The sequence below is a fragment of the Bradyrhizobium sp. USDA 4451 genome (assembly GCF_054822585.1).
The window spans coordinates 4,229,088-4,249,739 of the sequence record NZ_JBTRCH010000001.1; the positions used below are offsets into that span (position 1 = coordinate 4,229,088).

Below are 20,652 nucleotides of genomic sequence, written 5' to 3' on the forward strand. Positions count from 1 at the left end.
AGCCCCGGCGTCAGAGGTTGCTCTCGGTGATCGCGGCGTAGACCATGGTGCGCAGCTCGCGCCGCAGCGGATAGGCGCTCGACGGCAGCACCTGGGTCATGAAGATGGTGATCAGCTCTTCGGCCGGGTCGATGAAGAACGACGTCGTCGCGGCGCCGCCCCAGTTGAATTCGCCCGGGCTGCCCGCGATCAGCGTCTGCGACGGATGCATGGTGACCGCGAAGCCGAGGCCGAAGCCGATGCCGTTATAGGCGGCTTCGGCGAACATCGAGCGCGACATCGCCGGCAGGTCGACGCCGCCGGGCAGGTGGTTCGAGGTCATCAGCTTCAGCGTCTTCGGGCCGAGCAGCCGGACGCCGCCGAGCTCGCCGCCATTGAGCAGCGCCCGGCAGAAGGTCAGATAGTCGGCTGCGGTCGAGCACAGTCCGCCACCGCCCGAGATCAGCGAGGGTGGCGACAGGAATGAACTCGTCGTCGGATCGTCCTGCAAGGTCAGCGTGCCCTTGCGCTCGGCGGCGAGCGGATTGAAGCCGCCCTGCGGGTCGGCCGAGTAGCAGGCGGCAAAGCGGTGCGCCTTGTCTGAAGGCACGAAGAAATCGGTGTCGTTCATGCCGAGCGGCTTGAAGATGCGCTCCTTCAGAAATTGCTCGAACGGCTGGCCGGAGATCTTGCCGACGAGATAGCCGAGCACGTCGGTCGAGACCGAGTAGTTCCACGCCTCGCCCGGCGAGAACTCCAGCGGGATCTTGGCCAGGTCCTCGATCATGCTGTCGAGCGTGCCGGCCTTGATGACCTCGCCGATCTTCTTCTCGCGATAGGCGGCGTCGACATTGGAGCGCTGCTGGAAGCCGTAGGTGAGGCCCGAGGTGTGCCGCAACAGGTCGACGATCTGCATCGGCCGCGTCGGCGGACGGGTCAGGAATGCGGGCGCAGTGCCGGCGACGAACACGCCGAGATTCTTCCATTCCGGAATGTACTTTGCGACCGGCTCGTCGAGCGCGACCTTGCCTTCCTCGACCAGCATCATGAAGGCGACCGAGGTGATCGGCTTGGTCATCGAATAGATGCGGAAGATGGTGTCATCCTTGACCGGCACCTTGCGCTCGAGATCGGCAAACCCCTGGACGGTGGAATGCACGATCTTGCCGCGGCGGTAGATCAGGACCTGGGTGCCGGGAAAGCGGCCGGCATCAATGTAGCGGCTCTTCAGATGCGCTTCGAGACGGTTCAGCGCGGCGGTCGACATTCCCGCGGATTCGGGCGAGGCAGGCGTGGGGGCTAACATCGGGCGTTTCTCCGGCTGGCAAGGCAGCCTTGATAGCCGAAAAGTGTCTGTTTCACCAACCGGCCGCTGCTTACCGGCGCAGGGCCGGTGGTGTAGGCTCGCCGGCGCAATCGTGCTCCAAAAAGGGGTTCAAGGGAAACGCCGAGATGACCCAGTTCAACGAAACCGAGCTCACCGCCGCCGTCATCCGCAGCTTCGACCAGACGCCCGATCCCAGGGTCAAGTTCCTGCTCCAGGAACTGGTGAAATCGCTGCACGATTATGTGCGCAGGACCGATCTCACCTTCGAGGAGTGGGACCACGCGATCGGTTTCCTGACCCGCACCGGGCAGAAATGCACCGACATCCGCCAGGAATTCATCCTGCTGTCCGACGTGCTCGGCGTGTCGATGCTGGTCGATGCGGTCAACCACCGGGATCGCGACGGCGCCACCGAGACCACCGTGCTCGGCCCGTTCTATGTCGGCGAGCACAAGGTGACGCCGCACGGCACCGATGTCTCGGCGAGCCTGCCCGGCGAGCGCATGTTCGTGCAAAGCCGCGTCACCGACCTCGACGGCAAGCCGCTGGCCAACGTGCCGGTCGACATCTGGCACGCCGACGACGACGGATTCTACGACTCGCAGAAGCCGAGCTATGCCACCGAAGGTCCGTCGTCACGGGCGCGCTTCATCACCGATGCCGACGGCCGCTTCTACTTCCGCACCATCGTGCCGTGCAGCTACCCGATCCCGACCGACGGCCCGGTCGGGCAGATGATCACGCAGACCAACCGTCACCCGATGCGGCCGGCGCATGTGCACTTCCTGGTCAACGCCAAGGGCTACGAGCCGCTGATCACGCATGTGTTCGTCGAAGGCGACAAGTACATCGACTCCGATGTCGTGTTCGGCGTGAAGGACGAACTGATCGCCAAGGTCGAGCGGCGCACCGATCCCGTGATGCCCGACGGCCAGCGATCGGATGAGCCGTGGAGCCTGATGACCTACGAATTCCGCGTGAAGCCCGGTGGCGGAATGGCGCCCGCGCCGCTCGGCACCAAGGTCACCGAAGACGCCTGATCGTCATCCTCCAAGCCGTCTGCCCAGTTTTTGTGCGTCGCACAACAATTGGGCGAATCGCAATTTTTGGCAGCGTGCGGGAAGCTCGCGCGTGCTGCGACATGTTGCGCAAGACTTTGCAATAAAATCAATTTTTGCAATGCGGTAGCTTGGCACAAGGCTTGAATAGTCAAGTGCCGACGCCATTGAAGCCGTCCCTCGAGGCCACCCCATCGGATTTCTGACGCCGCCAGTCCCGGGGCCTCCCCGGTGCATGCCCTTTTGCGCCCTGCGCGCGTCGCCACCCGACGGGGGGTGCCCGACGCACAGCCGCAACACCGCAACGCAACGACGCAAAGGACGACCGATGACCAAGCCCAGCAACACGCCCCCGAGCCGTGCGATCAGCCGTCGCCGGCTGCTGAAGGCGACCGGTGGCGCCGCCGCGCTGCTCGCCGCAGCCAAGCTCAATTTTCCCGCTGGTGCATTCGCGCAAGGTGCGGGCCCCGAGGTGAAGGGCGCCAAGCTCGGCTTCATCGCGCTGACCGATGCCTCGCCGCTGTTCGTCGCCAAGGAGAAGGGCATCTTCGCCAAATACGGCATGCCCGACGTCGAGGTGCAGAAGCAGGCCTCGTGGGGCACCACGCGCGACAATCTGGTGCTCGGCTCCGAGGGCAACGGCATCGACGGCGCGCATATCCTGACCCCGATGCCGTATCTGATCTCGGCCGGCAAGGTGACGCAGAACAATCAGCCGACGCCGATGTACATCATGGCGCGGCTCAATCTGAACGGTCAGTGCATCTCGGTCGCCAAGGAATATGCCGATCTCAAGGTCGGCCTCGACACCGCGCCGTTCAAGGCGGCGCTGGAGAAGAAGAAGGCGTCCGGGAAGGCCGTGAAGGCCGCGATGACCTTCCCTGGCGGCACGCATGATCTCTGGATCCGCTACTGGCTCGCAGCCGGCGGCATCGACCCCGACAAGGACATCGAGACCATTGTGGTGCCGCCGCCGCAGATGGTGGCCAACATGAAGGTCGGCACGATGGACTGCTTCTGCGTCTGCGAGCCGTGGAATCTGCAGCTGATCCACCAGGACATCGGCTACACCGCGATCACGACCGGCGAGCTCTGGGACAAGCATCCGGAGAAATCGTTCGGCCTGCGCGCGGCGTGGGTCGACAAGAACCCGAAGGCCGCGAAGGCGCTGCTGATGGCTGTCATGGAAGCCCAGCAATGGTGCGAGAAGATGGAGAACCGCGAGGAGACCGCGGCGATCTGCGCCAAGCGGCAGTGGATCAACTGCCCGGTCGAGGACATCACCGACCGCATGAAGGGCAAGTTCGACTACGGCACCGGCCGCGTGGTCGAGAACTCGCCGCAGCAGATGCGGTTCTGGAAGGACAATGCGTCCTATCCCTATCAGAGCCACGACCTCTGGTTCCTCACCGAGGATATCCGTTGGGGCAAGTATGAGGCGGGCTTCGACACCAAGGCGCTGATTGCCAAGGTGAACCGCGAGGATCTCTGGAAGGAGGCGGCCAGGGAGCTCGGCGTGTCCGACATTCCGGCGTCCACCTCGCGCGGCAAGGAGACCTTCTTCGACGGCAAGGTGTTCGATCCGGAGAATCCCGCCGCCTATCTGAAGTCGCTGTCGATCAAGCGCGTCGACGTCTGAGCCGACGACCAGAGGGCCGCGCTCTTCCTGCGCGGCCCGTCGCCCGACCACGGAGATGCTTTTTCAATGTCGATGCCTGCCATGAAGACCGAAATGTTGGAAGTCGCGACCCCGCCGGCCGCTGTCGCGGCGCCGGTCGTGACCATGACGCCGAAGCGCGCACCGCGCGCCGAGGCCTACGCCAGGATGGCGAAGGAGATCGCGGCACGCGTGGTGCCGCCGCTGATCGTGGTCGCGCTGCTGCTCGTGGTGTGGGAGCTGATCTGCCGGCGCGCCGGCTCCAGCCTGCCGCCGCCGTCAAAGGTGTTCAAGGACACCAAGGAGCTGATCCTTGATCCGTTCTTCGACAATGGCGGCATCGACAAGGGCCTGTTCTGGCATCTCTCCGCCAGCCTGCAGCGCGTCGCCTATGGCTATTCGCTGGCGGCGATCGCGGGCATTGCGCTCGGCACGCTGGTCGGGCAATCGGTGTGGGCGATGCGCGGGCTCGATCCGCTGTTCCAGGTGCTGCGCACGATCCCGCCGCTGGCCTGGCTGCCGTTGTCGCTTGCCGCGTTCCGCGACGGCCAGCCCTCGGCGATCTTCGTCATCTTCATCACCTCGGTGTGGCCGATCATCATCAACACCGCGGTCGGCATCCGCAACATTCCGCAGGACTACCGCAACGTCGCCGCGGTGGTGCAGCTCAATCCGCTGGAGTTCTTCACCAAGATCATGATCCCGGCGGCCGCGCCCTACATGTTCACCGGCCTGCGTATCGGTATCGGCCTGTCCTGGCTCGCGATCGTCGCCGCCGAGATGCTGATCGGCGGCGTCGGCATCGGCTTCTTCATCTGGGATGCCTGGAATTCCTCGCACATCAGCGAAATCATCCTGGCGCTGTTCTATGTCGGCATCATCGGCTTCGTGCTCGACCGCCTCATTGCGGGTCTCGGCAAAGTCGTGACCCGCGGCACCGCCGCCAATTGAGGGACAAGTCATGCAGGCCTATCTGAAGCTCGATCACATCGACAAGACGTTCACCCGCGGCAGCGCCACCACGGAGGTGTTGAAGGACATCAACCTGACGATCGAGAAGGGCGAATATGTCTCGATCATCGGCCATTCCGGCTGCGGCAAGTCGACCCTGCTCAACATCGTCGCCGGCCTCACCGGCGCAACCAATGGCGGCGTGCTGCTGGAGAACCGCGAGGTCAATTCGCCCGGGCCCGATCGCGCCGTCGTGTTCCAGAACCACAGCCTGCTGCCGTGGCTCACGGTGTACGAGAACGTCAAGCTCGGCGTCGACAAGGTGTTTGCCAGGACCAAGAGCAAGGCCGAGCGCGACGCCTGGGTGATGCACAATCTCAGCCTGGTGCAGATGGCGCACGCCAAGGACAAGCGGCCGAGCGAGATCTCCGGCGGCATGAAGCAGCGCGTCGGCATCGCGCGTGCACTTGCGATGGAGCCGAAGGTGCTGCTGCTCGACGAGCCGTTCGGTGCGCTCGATGCACTGACCCGGGCGCATCTGCAGGACTCGGTGATGGCGCTGCACCAGAAGCTCGGCAACACCATCCTGATGATCACCCACGACGTCGACGAGGCCGTGCTGCTGTCGGACCGCATCGTCATGATGACCAACGGACCGAGCGCGCGGATCGGCGAGGTGCTCGAGGTGCCGCTGGCGCGGCCGCGCAAGCGGTTGGAGCTCGCGACCAACCCCGGCTACCTGAAGTGCCGGCAGCGCGTGCTCGAATTCCTCTACGAGCGCCACAGCTTCGTCGAGGCGGCATGAGCGGACGCTTGCTCGTGTGAAGTGCTTTTTCTGTCTCGCCGCAATGGCGCGGCGAGGAAGCGTGCACGGAGGCACACATGACGGAAGACCAGGTCAAGCTCGTCCAGGAGACCTTCGCCAAGGTGGCGCCGATCTCGGAGCAGGCGGCGGTCATCTTCTATGACCGCCTGTTCGAGGTCGCACCGGCGGTGAAAGCGATGTTTCCCTCGGACATGACCGAGCAGCGCAAGAAGCTGATGGGAACGCTCGCTGTCGTTGTCAATGGATTGAGCAATTTGCCGTCGGTGCTGCCCGCCGCGAGCGCGCTGGCCAAACGTCATGTCGGCTATGGTGCCAAGCCCGAGCATTATCCGGTGGTCGGTGGCGCGCTGTTGTGGACGCTGGAGAAGGGCCTTGGCGAAGCCTGGACGCCTGACGTCGCCGCTGCATGGACCGCCGCCTACGGCACGCTGTCCGGCTACATGATCTCGGAAGCCTACGGCAGCGCGCAGGCGGCCGAATAAGGTCGGCTGTCGTCGGCGTTCGCCGCACGACATGCGTGCGTAGCGCGCTGGGCGCCATCCCGCGTCGTTGCGAGCGCAGCGAAGCAATCCATGCCTCGGCGTGCGGGGACGTGGATTGCTTCGCTGCGCTCGCAATGACGCAATGTCCCCAGCGCATTCGACGCCGCGAGCCTTCTCCACTATGGTCCAGCCCGTTCCGCCAAGGGGTGAACCAACAATGATGTTCCTGGAAACGCCGCCAAAACTGATCCCGACCGAGATCTTCTCCACCGTGCCCGCCGAATTCCGCCGCAAGGTGGCGAGCGAATGGGCCGACGCCAACCGACCGGGCGCGGTGACCGACTGCTTCATCGAAGGGCCGTCGTTCGATGCCGATGGCAATCTCTACATCGTCGACATTCCGTTCGGCCGCATCTTCAGGATTGCGCCGGACAAATCATGGTCGCAGGTCGCCGAATATGACGGCTGGCCGAACGGGCTGAAGATCGACCCGATGGGCCGCATCCTGATCGCCGACTACCGGCACGGGCTGATGGAGCTCGACCCCAGATCGGGCGCGGTCACGCCGCTGCTGCGCTCGCGCAATTCGGAATCGTTCCGCGGCTGCAACGATCTGCACATCGCCTCCAATGGCGACATCTATTTCACCGATCAGGGCCAGACCGGGCTGCACGATCCGACCGGCCGCGTCTATCGGCTGCGGGTGAACAGCGCGCTCGACTGCCTGATCGACACCGGCATCAGTCCGAACGGTCTGGTGCTCGATCCGCGTGAGGCCGTCTTGTTCGTTGCGATGACGCGCGACAATGCGGTCTGGCGCGCGCCGTTGATGAAGGACGGCAGCGTTTCCAAGGTCGGACGCTTCTGCTCGCTGTTCGGCCCGAGCGGACCCGACGGCATGACGATGGACAAAGCCGGGCGGCTGTTCGTCGCGCACGCCTCGCTCGGCCATGTCTTCGTGTTCGCGCCGAACGGCGAGTGCATCGCGCGGATCAAGTCCTGCGCCGGACAGAGCTGCACCAACGTCGCGATCGGCGGCGCCAACCGCGATCGCCTCTACATCACCGAATCCGTGACTGGATCGGTATTGGTCGCCGATATCGGCGGATTGGCCTGATCGTTACACACCAGTCCAGCCGCCGCCCCACGTGGCTGGTCAGCGGTCGGAATGCATCTTCTCGAGAAATTCCTTCACGCCGCTGACGGCGCCGGTCTGCGAGGCGACATAGCCGGGAAGGGCGCCCACGGCCTTGTGAAACTCGCTGCTCTTCATGATCGCGAGCACGCGCTGCATCGGCTCGGTGTCGAGGAACGCACGCTTGCAGACGAAGAAGTAATCTTCCGTCAGCAGGCGGATGAAATCGAGCCCGAATTGCCGCGCGGCGGCCTCGACACCAAAACTCGCATCCGCCATGCCGCTCCCGACATAGGCGGCGACCGCGGCGTGGGTGAACTCCATGTGCTGGGCGCCGTTGATCCGGCCTTCGGGGATCTTGTGCAGCGCCAGCAATTGATCGAACAGCAGCCGGGTGCCGGAATCGTGGTCGCGGTTGACGAAACGGGCCTTGCGCTCGACCAGGTCCTTCAGCGTGGTGATCTTCAGCGGGTTGCCGCGCTTGACCATCAGGCCCATCTCGCGGGTCACGAAATTGATCACGCGGTCCTCGCGCGGATCGAGCCATTCGCGGCAGGCCTTGATGCCCTGCGCCCGCAACTCGCCGTGCGGCAGGTGCACGCCGGAGAGATCGCAGGCGCCCTGCGCCAGCGAGACCAGCGAGTTCTGATTGCTGACGTAGCGCAGGTCGATGCCGACGCCGCTTGCGCGGTCGAGGAACTCGCGCAGCTTGGACACCGCAAAGCCGTGGCTGGCGTGGACGCGGATCACCTGCGGCCGCTGCTCGAGGAACGGCTTGATCTCGGTGACCAGTTCCTGCGCGAGGTTCTGCAATTGCAGGCTGAGCCGCGCCTGCATGCGCTCGCCGGCCCACACCAGCTTCTCGCCGAATGGCGTCAGCTTCGAGCCCTTGCCGCGCTGGGTCTCCACCAGCGGCACGCCGAAGAATTCAGACCATTGCTCGATCAGGTTCCAGACATGGCGATAGGACAAATGCGCGTCGTTGGCGGCGCTGGTGATCTTCCCGGTCTTGCGGATCTCGTTGAGGATGCCGAGCATCACCACCGCGGTCTGCGGCGAGTTCTCCTTGCGAAAGCGCCAGACGGTCTCGATTTCGATTTGCAGCATCGCGGTCACCGCTTATGAAGCTGACTTCATATCCTGGCATGCCAATAGGCACAAGATATCATATTTACTGCTGATCAGAGCCTCCTAGGTTGAGGGACAAGACCAGGAGGAAATATGATGTCGATTGCATATGACTATGAACGCGATCGCCGCGCCCCGACCGTCAGGGACGAATTGCTGCTGATCGACGGCGCCCGTGTCCGCTCGCTGTCCGGAAACAGCTTCAAGTCGCTCAATCCCGCCACCGGGCAGGTGATCGCCACGATTGCCGAGGGCAACGAGGCGGATGTCGACCGCGCGGTCGCGGCCGCGCGTCGCGCCTTCGATGGTCCTTGGCGCACCATGCGCGCCGCCGAGCGCGGCCACCTCCTCTTGAGGTGGGCCGAGTTGCTGAAGCAGCACGCGGATGAAATCACAGAACTGGAGAGCCTCGATGCCGGCAAGCCGATCTCGGCCGTGCTGCGCCAGGACTTTCCTGCCGCCATCGACACGCTGACCTATTACGCCGGATGGGCTGACAAGATCAGCGGCGACGTGGTCTCGGCGCGCGACGATGCGCTGACCTACACGGTGCGCGAGCCGGTCGGCGTGGTCGCCGCGATCGTGCCGTGGAATTTCCCGCTGATGATCGGGATGTGGAAGTTGGCACCCGCGCTGGCCTGCGGCTGCACTGTCGTGATGAAGCCGGCCGAGCTGACCTCGCTGTCGGCGCTGCGGATCGGCGAGCTCGCGCTGCAGGCGGGGCTGCCGAACGGCGTGCTCAACATCGTGACCGGTCCCGGCCGTTCCGTCGGCGAGGCGCTGGTCAATCACCCCGATGTCGACAAGGTGACGTTCACCGGCTCGCCCGGCGTCGGCCGCGGCATCATGAAGGGCGCCGCCGGCAACTTCAAACGGGTCTCGCTCGAGCTCGGCGGCAAGTCCGCCAATGTGATCTTCGACGATGCCAATCTCGAAGCCGCCGCCAAGGCTGCCGCGGCCGGTATCTTCTTCAATGCCGGGCAGGTCTGCTCGGCGGGCTCGCGCGTGCTGGTGCAGGAGAACGCCTATGACGAGGTGGTGGAGCGCCTGGTCGCCCGCGCAGAAGCCTTGCGGATCGGCGATCCCGCGGAGCGCACCACCGTGCTCGGGCCCGTGATCTCCGAGAAGCAGATGCGCTCGATCCTCGACTATGTCGAGATCGGCAAAAACGAAGGGGCACTGCTCGCCACCGGCGGTGAACCTGTCGGCGACCGCGGCTATTTCATCAGCCCCGCGGTGTTCGCCAATGTCGCGCATGAAATGCGGATCTCGCAGGAAGAGATATTCGGTCCCGTCGTCAGCGTGATCAAGTTCAAGGACGAGGCGGATGCGCTGCGCATCGCCAACGGCACGGCGTATAGCCTCGCCGCCGGCGTCTGGAGCGCCGACATGGGCCGCGTGCAGCGCTTCGCCAAAAAGGCCCGCGCCGGCACGGTGTGGATCAACACCTATGGCTACACTGACGTGCGGTTGCCGTGGGGCGGCGAGCGCGACTCCGGCCTCGGCCGCGAGCACGGCACCGCCGCGCTCGACAATTTCACCGAGCCGAAGGCGGTGTGGATGAATCTCAACGCGTGAGGATCGTCGAGAGGCGCGGGATCACGCCCGCCAACAGGTGTCGTCCCGGCTTCCGGGACGACGCGTGAGGGGACATCGCCTCACACTTCGTCTATGGTGCACGCGGACGGCAAGGAACGAGGCGACCGTGCAGACAAAAAAATTCGGCAACAGCGGCCCGCAGGTCTCGGTGATCGGGCAGGGCACCTGGTACCTCGATCGCGGTGACCGCAAAGCGGCCGTTGCGGCGCTGAAGCGCGGCATCGATGCCGGCATGACGCATATCGATACGGCGGAGATGTATGGCGACGCCGAGCTGGTGATCGCCGATGCCATCGCCGGCCGCCGCGACGAGCTGTTCCTGGTCTCGAAAGTGCTGCCGAGCAACGCCTCGCGCCGCGGCACCGTCACCGCCTGCGAGCGCTCGCTGAAGCGGCTGAAGACCGATCGCCTCGATTGCTATCTGCTGCACTGGCGTGGAACCTATCCGCTCGCCGAGACGGTTGCGGCGTTCGACGAGTTGGTCGCATCCGGCAAGATCCGCTCCTGGGGCGTCAGCAATTTTGACACGGATGATCTCGACGAGCTGCGCGATGTCGCCGGCGATGGCAAGATCGCCTGCAACCAGGTGCTCTATCATCTGCAGGAGCGTGCCATCGAGCACGCCGTCATTCCGTGGTGCGAGCAGCACGGCGTCGCCGTCGTCGCCTACTCGCCGTTCGGGCACAATGATTTTCCGTTGCCGTCGACCAAGGCCGGCACGGTGCTGCAGCAGGTCGCGCAGGCGCATAAGGCGACGCCGCGCCAGGTCGCGCTGAGCTTCCTGACGCGGCTGCCGTCGGTGCTTGCGATCCCGAAGGCATCGAACGCGGAACACGCGGCGGCGAATGCGGCCGCAGGCACGCTCACGCTCAGCGGCGACGAAATCGCCGCGCTCGACAGGGCCTTCCCGCGCGGGCCGAAGCCGCGCTCGCTGCCGATGCTCTGACACGTCACACGACGATCCACAGTCCCGCAAATTCGCGGGATTCACGCGTCCGCTCCACACAGGTGTTAACAAACTGTTGCAGGTGCGGCCGCATTGCGGCTGCGGCGGGCGGTCGCGCGCGCTGGTGCATATCGGAGTCCCGTTTTCGGGCATTGTTCTCGCGGTGGAATTGGCGTTCTGTACGAACAGCAGATTCCCCTTATTTTGCTCATCGAGATTGCCGTGACACCGCCCCCCGCCGCCGTAGCCGCCAGGCTGGACAGCGTTCCCCTTTCATTGCCCGCCAAGACCGCGCCCTCAACGACAAGCGTCGCACGAAACAAGGCGCCTGCGCGCACCGACCGGCCCTTCAAGGGCATCGCGCTGATCCTGCTCTCGACGGTGTTCCTGGGAACGTCGGACGTCACCGCGAAATATCTTTCGTCCACGCTGCCGTCGATCGAGATCGCCTGGATCCGCTTCCTGGTGTTTGCGCTGATCATGACGCCGGCGATGCTGCCGGGCTCACCGCTGTTTGCGCTGCGCAGCAGCCGGCCCGGCCTGCACGTGCTGCGCGGCGCAGCGCTGCTCGGCTCGTCGCTGATCTTCATCACGGGACTGGGCTTCCTGCCGATCGCCGAAGCCTCGGCCACCAGCTTCGTCTCGCCGCTGTTCGTTACCGCGCTGTCGATCGCTTTCCTCGGCGAGCGGGTCGGCATGCGGCGCTGGATCGCGACCGCGGTCGGTCTCGCCGGCGTGTTCATCATCCTGCGGCCGGGCACCAGTGCCTTCCATCCCGCCGCGATCTTTCCGCTCGTCTCGGCGCTGGCCTGGGCCGGCACGCTGATCCTGACGCGCATGATGAGCGGCAGCGAGCGCCCGGTCACCGTCATGACCTATTCGTCGATTGTCGGCGTCGCCATCGTCAGCGCACTGGTGCCATTGGTCTGGGTCACGCCGACCTGGCACGACATCATGTTCGGCATCCTGATCGGCGTTGCCTCCACCGTCGGACAGTGGATCGTGGTGCTGGCGTTCCGTTACGGCGATGCCTCGGTGCTGGCACCGTTCTCCTACACGCAACTGCTGTGGGTCAGCGTCCTCGGCTTCCTGATCTTTGGCGAGGTGCCCGACCGCTGGACCATCCTCGGCGCCGGCTTCATCGTCGCCTCGGGCCTCTACACCGCGCATCGCGAGCGCGTCAGGCGGTCGCAGTTGCTGACCACGGCCAGCGAGCCGTCGCCGAACGCCTGACCGGGGCTGCCGGAAATCGTGCGCTGGTTGCAAATGTGCACGCGCTAATCGTTGCACGGGTGCAACAGGGCGGCTGAAAACTTCGATTTCGTGACGCTGAATCAAGGGATTTCGGAAACAATCAGCAATCTCGCGTTCGCCGCGTGCTAGCCTGACCCCAAGAACGCCGCAGAGCGTTTCGGGGGCGGTGCAAGTGCATTTTGGTTTGTCGTCTTTATCATCGGGATGTTGGCCGCGGAGAGACGTGATCGCGCTCTCGCTCTGCGCCCTGGGCGTTGCGGTCGCGTTGCCGGTCAGCTCGGCACAGGCGCAAAATTTCACCTGGGGCGGCTCGACCAGCACCGCCGACTACCAACTGTCGACCAACTGGACGACGTCGGCCGGCGCGCCGCCGATCTTTCCGGCGCAGTCGGCGATTTTCGATATAGCGGGATCGGCGACGGTCACCGTCGGTGCCGGGCCGATGTTTCCGGACTCCTGGACATTCACGGCCAATTCGCAGTCCTACACCATCGGCGGCCAACCGGTTAACTTCGCTTTGACGGGGCCGAGCGGCGGCCTGATCAACCTGGCCAACAGCGGCCAGACCGTCACCATCAACGCCAATATCAACGACGCCTTCACGCCTGGCGTGATGGTGCAGCAGCTCGGCAACAGCACGCTGGTGCTTGCAGGCACCAATGGCTACACCGGCGGCACCTTGATCTCGGCCGGCACCGTGCAGGTGACGAACGCGGATTCGGTCGGCACGGGTACCATCACGCTCAACGGCGGCACCTTCCAGATGCAGTCGCCGACGGTCGTGAGCGTCGCCTTCGCCAACAACATTGCGGTCAACGCCGCCGGCGGCACGGTCGATGCGAACGGCGCCCAGGTCAACCTGCAGGGCGTGATTGCCGACGGCGCCGGCGCCGGGCTCCTTCGCCTGATCGATTCGTCCGCATCGTTCAGCTCGAACGTTCAGCTCTCTGGCGCCAACACCTATACCGGCGGCACGCTGGTGGTCGATACGACCGTCGTCGTCAGCAACAACAAGTCGGTTGGGTCAGGCACGGTCACGCTCGACAATGCGTCGTTCCAGGCCGATGGCCTCAGCAACCTCGCCTTCGGCAACAATTTCAAGATCAACGCGTCGGCGATCGGCAGTGCGATCGACGCCAATGGCGTGACGCTGACGATCGCCGGCAACATCGCCGACGGCAACGGCCCGGGCAAGCTGACGGTACTGGACAATTCGGGCGGTCTCGGCCGCGTGGTGCTCACAGGCACCAACACCTATACCGGTGGCACCACGATCTGCGATTGCGCGACGTTGCAGCTCGGCGATGCCACCCACACGGCCTCGATCGTCGGCGAGGTCACCGTCGACGGCAAATTCGACATCGTCAACGCGAACACGTCAGGCATCACCAAGATCGTCAACGACGGCCTCAACGGGATTGCCACCACGACGTTCTACAATGCCACGTCGGCGTCGACGGCTGTGATCGTCAACCAGAATTTCGGCATCACCGAGTTTCGCGACTTTAGCACCGCGGGCAATGCCACCGTGAGCAACACCAACGGTGCGCTCACGATCTTCCGCGACGCGAGCTCCGCCGGCAGTGCGTCGTTCAACAACGGTACCGGTAGCGCTCTGGTGTTCGGCGACGCGCTTGGTCCTCCCGGCGGCGCCGACACCAGCACGGCCGCCAAGGCCACGATCGTCAACCATGATGGCGGTAACACGGTGTTCCTGGGCCATACCAACGCGGGCCAGGCGAACATCACCAATCACGATAGCGGTTTGACGCAGTTCTTTGAATTCTCGTCGGCCGGGTCGGCAACGCTTGTGACGAGCGCGACCGGCTATCTCGGCTTTGTCCAGCACAGCACGGCGGCGAACGCGACGATCGATAACAGCGGCAATACTATTTTCGGCGGGTTCAGCGTCGGCGTCGATGCGCCGACCGCCGGCAACGCGAATATCACCAACCGTTCCGGCGCCGAATTGACCTTTGAGGCCTACTCGACGGCCGGCAGCGCCACCATTACTACCGAGAGCGGCGCCCGCGTCATCTTCTTCGGCAATTCGACCGGTGGTACCGCGCAGTTCATCACCCAGGGCACCGGCTTTGTGGACTTCGGCCGCAGCTTTGGGCCGAACGGCGACGGGCGCATCACGGCAGGTTCGATCGCAGGGTCAGGCACCTACTACATTGGTGGCAGCAACACACTCACCGTCGGCAGCAACAACCTCTCGACCACCGTCAGCGGCGTGATCGCCGATCTCAATCCGTGTTGCGTCCCGCTTAACGGTGCGAACGGCAATCTGGAGAAGACCGGTAGCGGCACGCTGACCCTGTCGGGCTTCAACACCTATTCGGGCACGACCACGGTCAATGGCGGCGTTCTGCAGGTCGATGGCGGGATCGCTTCGTCGTACCTCACCACGGTGAATTCCGGCGGCACGCTTTCGGGCATCGGCACCGTCAATAACACGACGATTGCAAGCGGCGGCATCCTGATGCCCGGCAACGCGACGCCAGGCACCTACCTGACCGTGGGCGGCAATCTCGCGTTTCAGTCCGGCGCGCTGTATCTGGTGAGTGTCGGCTCGACCGCATCCACCTTCGCCAGGGTGACGGGCACCGCGACGCTCGCCGGTTCGGTCGGCGTCAGCGCCGTCGCCGGCAGCACGATTGCCAAGCAATATACCATCCTTTCGGCCGTCGGCGGCCGCAGCGGAACGTTTGCCGGCGTCGATTCAACCGGGCTGCCGTCCAATCTCGTGGCGACGCTCGGCTACGACACGAACAACGTCTATCTCAATTTCACGCTCGACTATGGCACTGCTTCGAAGCTCAACATCAATCAGGGCAACGTCGCCACCACGCTGCAAAATTTCTTCAACGCCAATGGCGGCATCAAGGCGGTGTTTGCCGGCCTCTCGCCGAATGGCCTGACGCAGGCCTCGGGCGAGGGCGCGACCGGATCGCAGCAGGCGACGTTCAACGCGATGAGCCAGTTCCTCGGTTTGTTGACCGATCCGTTCGCCGCCGGGCGTGACGATGGCTTTGGTGGCAGCGCAGGCGCGACGCCATTCGCCGAGCAGAGCACGCCGCTCGCCTATGCCGCGCGCAAGACCGATCCGCGCGACGCGCTGGCCGCGATCTACAACAAGGCTCCGCCGCAGCCGAACTTTGAGCAACGCTGGAGCGTCTGGGCGGCAGGCTATGGCGGCTCGCAGACCACCAGCGGCAACGCGGTGCTCGGCTCGAACAACACCAGCAGCAGCATCTATGGCACGGCGGTCGGTGCCGACTACCGTCTCTCGCCGAACACCATCGCAGGCTTTGCGCTGGCCGGCGGCGGCACCAGCTTCAGCGTCAACGGCCTCGGCTGGGGCCGCTCGGACCTGTTCCAGGCCGGCGCGTTCGTCCGCCACACCGTCGGCGCGGCCTATCTGAGCGCGGCGCTCGCCTATGGCTGGCAGGACATCACCACCGACCGCATCGTCACCGCCGCAGGCGCCGATCATCTGCGTGCCAGCTTCAATGCCAATGCGTGGTCGGGCCGGCTCGAGGGCGGCTATCGCACTGCGACGCCGTGGATCGGGCTGACACCTTATACGGCAGCCCAGTTCACCAGCTTCGAGCTGCCGGCTTATGCCGAGAGCGTGGTTGCCGGTGGCGGCGCCTTCGCGCTGAATTATGCCGCGAAGAGCGTCACCGATGCCAGGAGCGAGCTCGGCCTGCGCAGCGACAAGTCGTTCGCCGTCGAGAACGGCATCGTGACACTGCGCGGCCGCGTCGCCTGGGCGCATGATTTCAACCCGAACCGCAATGTTGGTGCGATATTCCAGACGCTGCCGGGCGCGGCGTTCGTGGTCAATGGCGCGGCACAGGCCAGCGACTCCGCGCTCACCACGGCCTCGCTCGAGATGAAGTGGCGGAGCGGCTGGTCGGCGGCTGCGACCTTCGAGGGCGAATTCTCCGACGTCACCCGGTCCTACGCCGGCAAGGGCGTTCTGCGCTATACGTGGTGACCCTCCGTGCTATAGCGTCTTGAAGCGAAAACCGACGCGGACTTGATCCGCGGCGGTGTATTTCGCGAGACGAAATACGCATCAAAATGAGTGGGACAAACCCACGTGGAGGGAACATGCGCGCAGCGATCTTCAGGAATGGCGAGATTGTCGTCGACCAGATGCCGGAGCCGAAGCCCGGCGCCGGCCAGGTGCTGGTCAAATCGCTGGCCTGCGGCATCTGCGGCTCCGACCTGCACGCGCGCAAGCACGCCCACCGCATGGTCGAGCTGAGCAGGTTCCTGCCCGGCCGCACGCCGATGGATCTGTCGCGCGACGTCGTGTTCGGCCACGAGTTCTGCTGCGAGATCCTGGATTACGGCCCGGACACCACGCGCAAGCTGAAGCCCGGCACGCGCGTCTGCTCGCTGCCGGCGCTGCTGACGCCGGAGGGGCCGAAGGGCATCGGCTATTCCAACGATTACGCCGGCGCCTATGCCGAGCAGATGCTGCTCAGCGAGCCGCTGCTGCTCGAAGTGCCGAATGGGCTTGCCGCCGAGCACGCCGCGCTCACCGAGCCGCTTGCGGTCGGCGTGCATGCGGTGGCGATGGCCAACATCAGGGGCGGTGAAGTGCCGCTGGTGATCGGCTGCGGGCCGGTTGGGCTCGCGGTGATCGCGGCGCTCAAGATCAGGGGGCTCGGCCCGATCGTTGCCGCGGATTATTCGCCGGCGCGGCGCGCTCTCGCCGAGAAGATGGGCGCCGACGTCGTGGTCGATCCCGCGAAGACGCAGCCCTATGCGAGCTGGGCCGAACACGCCCAGATGACCGAGGCCGAGAAGGCGGCGCGGCCGCCGCTGCAGGCGCTGCTGCCGCCGCTGAAGCCCGCGCTGATCTTCGAATGCGTCGGCGTGCCCGGCGTGTTGCAGCAGGTGTTTGAGGGCGCGCCGCGCAGCGCCCGTGTCGTCGTGGTCGGGGTCTGCATGGAGACCGACAAGTCGGAGCCGATGCTCGGCATCATCAAGGAGCTCAACGTCCAGTACGTGCTCGGCTACACCCCGGAGGAGTTCGCCTATTCGCTACGCCTGATCGCGGAAGGCCAGGTCGACGCGGCGTCGCTGGTCACCGGCCGCGTCGGCATCGACGGCGTCGCGCAGGCGTTTGCCGATCTCGCCAATCCCGAGGCGCACACCAAGATCCTGGTCGAGCCGTGGCGGTGAGTTTTTGTAGGGTGGGTTGGGCGAAGCGTAATCCACCGTTCCCACACGCGGAGCGATGGTGGGTTACGCTGCGCTAACCCACCCTACGGACCGCCGTTCGGCCGCGGTTTGCATTTCGCGGCACCGAACCTATAGTTCGCTGTCCCTTATCGCACCGACAGCACCCACCTCATGCGCGTTACAATCATCACGGGAGGCGGCTCCGGCATCGGCGCGGCGGTTGCACGCCGGCTCGCCGGCCCCGATCAATCCCTGATGCTGCACGGGCAGGGCGCCGAGGCCACTGGCCTCGCGCGGCTGAATGCGGTTGCGGAGGAATGCCGGAGCAAAGGCGCGAAGGTCGCGGTCGCGACCGGCGATCTCGCCGCAGCCGGCGCCGGCACCGCGCTGGTCGAGGCCGCGCGCGGTACGTTCGGGCCGATCGATGCGATCGTGCACTCCGCGGGCTTTGCCGACCGGCGCGACTTCGCCAGCCTGCCGCGCGCGGCGCTGGAGCGCGCCTTCGCCGTGATGGCGGCGGCATTCCATGAAATCGCAGCGGCCGCGCTGCCTGACCTCGCGCGCAGTGCACAAGGCCGCGTCGTCGCAATCTCCAGCTTCGGGCCGCATCGCTTTCTGCCGGGCGCGACCTATCCGGGATCGGCCGCTGCGAAGGCCGCGCTTGAAGTGCTGGTGAAGTCGCTCGCGATCGAGCTCGCAGCATCGGGCGCCACCGCCAATGCCGTGATGCCCGGCTACACCCGTAAGGATCCCGGCCTGTTCGGCGCGCTGGATACCGCGACCTGGGATCGCGTCGCAAAGGCCAATCCGATGCAGCGGCTGGCCGAGTCCGACGAGGTCGCCGCGGTCGTCGCCTTCCTGCTGTCACCGGAAGCGGGCCACGTCACCGGCGCCACGCTGCCGGTCGACGGCGGCCTGACCTTGATGTGACGGCGTGGGCGAGGGCGCGCCAGCACAACGGGTCGATGTCGCGGTGCTCGGCGCCGGCATGGTCGGCGTCTCGACGGGTCTCGCCGCGCGGCAGCGTGGGCTCTCCGTCGTCATCGTCGACCGCCGCGAGCCGGGCAGCGAGACCTCCTACGGCAATGCCGGCATCATCTCGTCAGGCTCGATCCTGCCGCTCAACACGCCATCGCTCCTCAAGAACCTGCCGAAATATCTCACCAACACGCATCCGGCGCTGCGCTGGAACCTGCCATGGGCCATCGCCAACGCGACCTGGGTGATCCGCTTTCTCGCGACGGCAATGCCGGCGCAGACCAAACCGCGCGCCGCAGCTTTGCACGGCTTGATCGGAACGTCGCTGGCCCTGCATCGCGACTGGATCGTGCAGGCCGGCGTCGGCCATCGCATCCGCGAGACCGGCTGGCTGAAGGCCTGGCGCGGCGATGGGCTCGCCGCCGCGAAGGCCGAGCAGGCGGCGCTTGCCGAATTCGGCATCAAAAGCGAGGTGCTCGATCGTCAGGCGATCTCCGCGCTCGAGCCTGGTATCATTCCTGCCTATCGCGTCGGCCTGCTGCACAGCCAGACGGCATCGGTCGATTCACCCGGTGCGGTGGTCAGGGCCTATGCGCAAATGCTCGCGGTCAGTGGCGGCACGGTGCGGCAATCCGAGATCCGGCGGATCGAACCGCAAGGCGACGGCTGGCGCGTGCAGCTTGCCGACGGCGAGATCGCCGCGCGCCATATCGTGGTCGCGCTCGGGCCGTGGTCGGCCGAACTGCTGCGGCCGCTCGGCTATCGCGTGCCGCTGGCGTTCGAGCGCGGCTATCACCAGCATTTCGTGCCGAACCCGGCACGCAAATTGCTGCGCCCGATCCATGACGCGGAGGGCGGTTTTCTGATGACGCCGATGGAGCAGGGCATTCGCATCACCAGCGGCGTCGAGCTCACCGCGCGCGACGCGCCGTCGAATTTTGCGCAGCTCGAGGCGGTGGTGCCGATGGCGCGCAGCGTGGCCGAGTTCGGCGAAGCGGTTGGCGAGCGCTGGCGCGGCGCACGGCCGACGCTGCCCGACAGCCTGCCGATGATCGGGCAGGCGCCGCGGCATCGCGGGCTCTGGCTCGCCTTCGGCAACCAGCATATCGGCTTCACCACCGGTCCGGGAACGGGTGCCGCGGTCGCCGCGATGATTGCGGGAGACACACCGCCATTCGAGGTCAAGGCGTTTTCGCCCGACCGGTATATCGCGTGACACGCGCAAGGCCGCCTGCGATGCTGGGACGTCAAGAGAACGGGCGCGGCAACCGAGGGGCAGGATGAACTACGTCTGGGATTTCGGGATCCTCGCCAAGTACAGCCATCTGTTCTGGCTCGGGCTCGGCTGGACCATGGCCTACACGATCGGCACCATCATTCTGGGCACGCTGATCGGCCTGATCGTCGGCATGCTGCGGCTCAAGCGCATTCCGGTGATCGACTGGCTCCTGATCGCCTATATCGAAACCTTCCGCTGCACGCCGCTCCTGGTGCAGATCATCTGGTTCTACTACGCCTTTCCGGTCGTGATCGGCGTCAACATCCCGGCGCATGTCGCGGCCGTCAGCGTGCTCTCGCTCTATGGCGGCGCGTTCTATGCCGAGATCGTGCGCGGCTCGATCGAGAGCGTGCCGATCGGGCAGTGGGACGCAGCCAAGGCGCTCGGCTTCCGCGGCTGGCGCCTGATGCGGCTCGTGATCCTGCCGCAGGCGCTGAAGCCGATGATGGCGCCCTATGTCAACCAGTCGGTGACGCAGCTCAAGAACACCTCGCTGGTCTCGATCATCGCGGTGCCCGACCTCGTCTACAACGCAACCCTGATCAATGCCGACACCTATCGGCCGCTCGAGGTCTACACCATCGTGGCGCTGATCTATTTTGCGATCCTGTTCCCGTCGACGCTGGCGGCGCGGCGGCTGGAGCGCGGGCTGACCTACGACAAGGTGTGAGGCTTCTTCTCCCTCGCCCCGCTCCTGCGGGGTCGAGACAAGCGAAGCTTGCTCTTAGAGGGTCGGGGTGAGGGGCTTCTATCCGGCAAGCAGTTCGTGGCTTGTTGAGCAATGTGCCTCGCCTCTCACCCGGATCGCATCTGCGATGCGGTCCGACCTCTCCCCGCAAAGCGCGGGG

General features: G+C 65.4%; 16 protein-coding genes. 14 read left to right on the forward strand and 2 right to left on the reverse strand.

The features are described 5' to 3' along the window. Positions 1-10 precede the first annotated feature (10 nt). Positions 11-1,285: a serine hydrolase domain-containing protein gene (locus ACVMB0_RS19510; protein ID WP_456756054.1), complete on the reverse strand. Its 1,275-nt coding sequence runs from the start codon at positions 1,283-1,285 to the stop codon at positions 11-13. A gap of 146 nt (positions 1,286-1,431) precedes the next feature. Here ACVMB0_RS19510 and ACVMB0_RS19515 point away from each other — a divergent pair, with 146 nt between their 5' ends. The 6 genes from ACVMB0_RS19515 (at position 1,432) to ACVMB0_RS19540 (ending at position 7,397) form a co-directional block, all read left to right on the forward strand. Beyond that, positions 1,432-2,346, forward strand: a complete 915-nt coding sequence (locus ACVMB0_RS19515) for an intradiol ring-cleavage dioxygenase (RefSeq protein WP_461347331.1) — start codon at positions 1,432-1,434, stop codon at positions 2,344-2,346. A gap of 346 nt (positions 2,347-2,692) precedes the next feature. After that, complete coding sequence (locus ACVMB0_RS19520) at positions 2,693-4,003, forward strand: CmpA/NrtA family ABC transporter substrate-binding protein (protein WP_461347332.1); 1,311 nt, start codon at positions 2,693-2,695, stop codon at positions 4,001-4,003. Between the two features lie 66 nt (positions 4,004-4,069). Further along, positions 4,070-4,972, forward strand: coding sequence for a nitrate ABC transporter permease (ntrB, locus tag ACVMB0_RS19525; RefSeq protein ID WP_461347333.1), 903 nt, complete (start codon positions 4,070-4,072; stop codon positions 4,970-4,972). Between the two features lie 10 nt (positions 4,973-4,982). Then, positions 4,983-5,777 (forward strand): ABC transporter ATP-binding protein, encoded by a 795-nt coding sequence (locus tag ACVMB0_RS19530; protein WP_456756050.1) that lies wholly within the window; start codon positions 4,983-4,985, stop codon positions 5,775-5,777. A gap of 77 nt (positions 5,778-5,854) precedes the next feature. Continuing rightward, positions 5,855-6,280, forward strand: coding sequence for a globin family protein (locus tag ACVMB0_RS19535; RefSeq protein ID WP_456756049.1), 426 nt, complete (start codon positions 5,855-5,857; stop codon positions 6,278-6,280). 217 nt (positions 6,281-6,497) lie between these two features. Continuing rightward, positions 6,498-7,397 carry an SMP-30/gluconolactonase/LRE family protein gene (locus tag ACVMB0_RS19540; RefSeq protein WP_456756048.1) on the forward strand — a complete coding sequence of 300 codons (900 nt, stop codon included), beginning with the start codon at positions 6,498-6,500 and terminating at the stop codon, positions 7,395-7,397. A 39-nt stretch (positions 7,398-7,436) separates the two neighbouring features. On the opposite strand, the gene ACVMB0_RS19545 is transcribed toward ACVMB0_RS19540, so the two are convergent. Beyond that, on the reverse strand, positions 7,437-8,522 hold the full coding sequence (locus ACVMB0_RS19545) for a substrate-binding domain-containing protein (protein ID WP_461347334.1): 1,086 nt from the start codon (positions 8,520-8,522) through the stop codon (positions 7,437-7,439). A gap of 117 nt (positions 8,523-8,639) precedes the next feature. Here ACVMB0_RS19545 and ACVMB0_RS19550 point away from each other — a divergent pair, with 117 nt between their 5' ends. From ACVMB0_RS19550 to ACVMB0_RS19585, 8 genes are all read left to right on the forward strand, one after another. Continuing rightward, positions 8,640-10,121 carry an aldehyde dehydrogenase family protein gene (locus ACVMB0_RS19550; protein WP_461347335.1) on the forward strand — a complete coding sequence of 494 codons (1,482 nt, stop codon included), beginning with the start codon at positions 8,640-8,642 and terminating at the stop codon, positions 10,119-10,121. Between the two features lie 127 nt (positions 10,122-10,248). After that, a complete protein-coding gene (locus ACVMB0_RS19555) occupies positions 10,249-11,088 on the forward strand; it encodes an aldo/keto reductase (RefSeq protein WP_456798482.1) in 840 nt (279 codons plus the stop codon). Between the two features lie 276 nt (positions 11,089-11,364). Further along, positions 11,365-12,321: a DMT family transporter gene (locus tag ACVMB0_RS19560; protein WP_461349686.1), complete on the forward strand. Its 957-nt coding sequence runs from the start codon at positions 11,365-11,367 to the stop codon at positions 12,319-12,321. Positions 12,322-12,565: 244 nt separating this feature from the next. Beyond that, a complete protein-coding gene (locus ACVMB0_RS19565; RefSeq protein WP_461347336.1) occupies positions 12,566-16,348 on the forward strand; it encodes an autotransporter domain-containing protein in 3,783 nt (1,260 codons plus the stop codon). 116 nt (positions 16,349-16,464) lie between these two features. Then, positions 16,465-17,547, forward strand: coding sequence for a zinc-binding dehydrogenase (locus ACVMB0_RS19570; protein WP_461347337.1), 1,083 nt, complete (start codon positions 16,465-16,467; stop codon positions 17,545-17,547). A 171-nt stretch (positions 17,548-17,718) separates the two neighbouring features. After that, the gene (locus ACVMB0_RS19575; protein ID WP_461347338.1) at positions 17,719-18,477 is read left to right on the forward strand and encodes an SDR family NAD(P)-dependent oxidoreductase; all 759 of its coding nucleotides are present in this window, start codon (positions 17,719-17,721) and stop codon (positions 18,475-18,477) included. A gap of 4 nt (positions 18,478-18,481) precedes the next feature. Further along, a complete protein-coding gene (locus ACVMB0_RS19580) occupies positions 18,482-19,741 on the forward strand; it encodes an NAD(P)/FAD-dependent oxidoreductase (protein WP_461347339.1) in 1,260 nt (419 codons plus the stop codon). Positions 19,742-19,805: 64 nt separating this feature from the next. Then, positions 19,806-20,474 carry an amino acid ABC transporter permease gene (locus ACVMB0_RS19585; protein ID WP_456798478.1) on the forward strand — a complete coding sequence of 223 codons (669 nt, stop codon included), beginning with the start codon at positions 19,806-19,808 and terminating at the stop codon, positions 20,472-20,474. Positions 20,475-20,652 lie beyond the last annotated feature (178 nt).